The following is a 501-nucleotide window of genomic DNA, read 5'->3' as shown; positions in this document are numbered from 1 at the left end:
TGGTCAGGGGGCCCCTGCCGCTGCCCCCGCCGCGGGAGCGGGCTGAACGGGCGCGGCGGCGTCCGCCGGGTACGGGCAGCAGCCCGGGGCCGGGGCCGGGTCCGGGGCGGTCCAGCCGGTCGGTGACGCGTCCCAGGTGCGGCAGATGTGGCCGAACATCCTGGAGGCGGTCAAGAACCGTCGACGTTTCACGTGGATCGTCCTCAGCCAGAACGCCGAGATCGTCGGCTTCGACGGGACCACGCTCCAGGTCGGCTTCGCCAACGCGGGGGCACGGGACAGCTTCGCGAACAGCGGCAGCGAGGACGTGCTCCGCCAGGCCCTCGCCGACGCGCTGAACGTCCAGTGGAAGGTCGAGCTGGTCGTCGCGCCCGTGGGCGGTGGCGCGGGCGGCGGCGGTGGCATGGCCGTGAACTACGCAGGTGGGCACCACTCCGGTGGCATGGGTGCCCCCGCGGCGACGCCTCCCCCGGCCCCGCGGCCCCAGCCGCAGCCTCAGGC

1 pseudogene is annotated in these 501 nt (G+C 75.4%); it reads left to right on the top strand.

What is annotated here, in order from left to right:
* Positions 1-145 precede the first annotated feature (145 nt).
* Positions 146-501, top strand: a pseudogene (locus tag K6I34_RS37965) (DNA polymerase III subunit gamma and tau); the annotation flags it as partial.

It is taken from the genome of Streptomyces sp. UNOC14_S4, assembly GCF_020740835.1.
In the GTDB taxonomy this organism is placed as follows: domain Bacteria; phylum Actinomycetota; class Actinomycetes; order Streptomycetales; family Streptomycetaceae; genus Streptomyces.
Note: the sequence above shows the minus strand (reverse complement) of the source record. Positions and strands in the feature narration are given on the sequence as shown.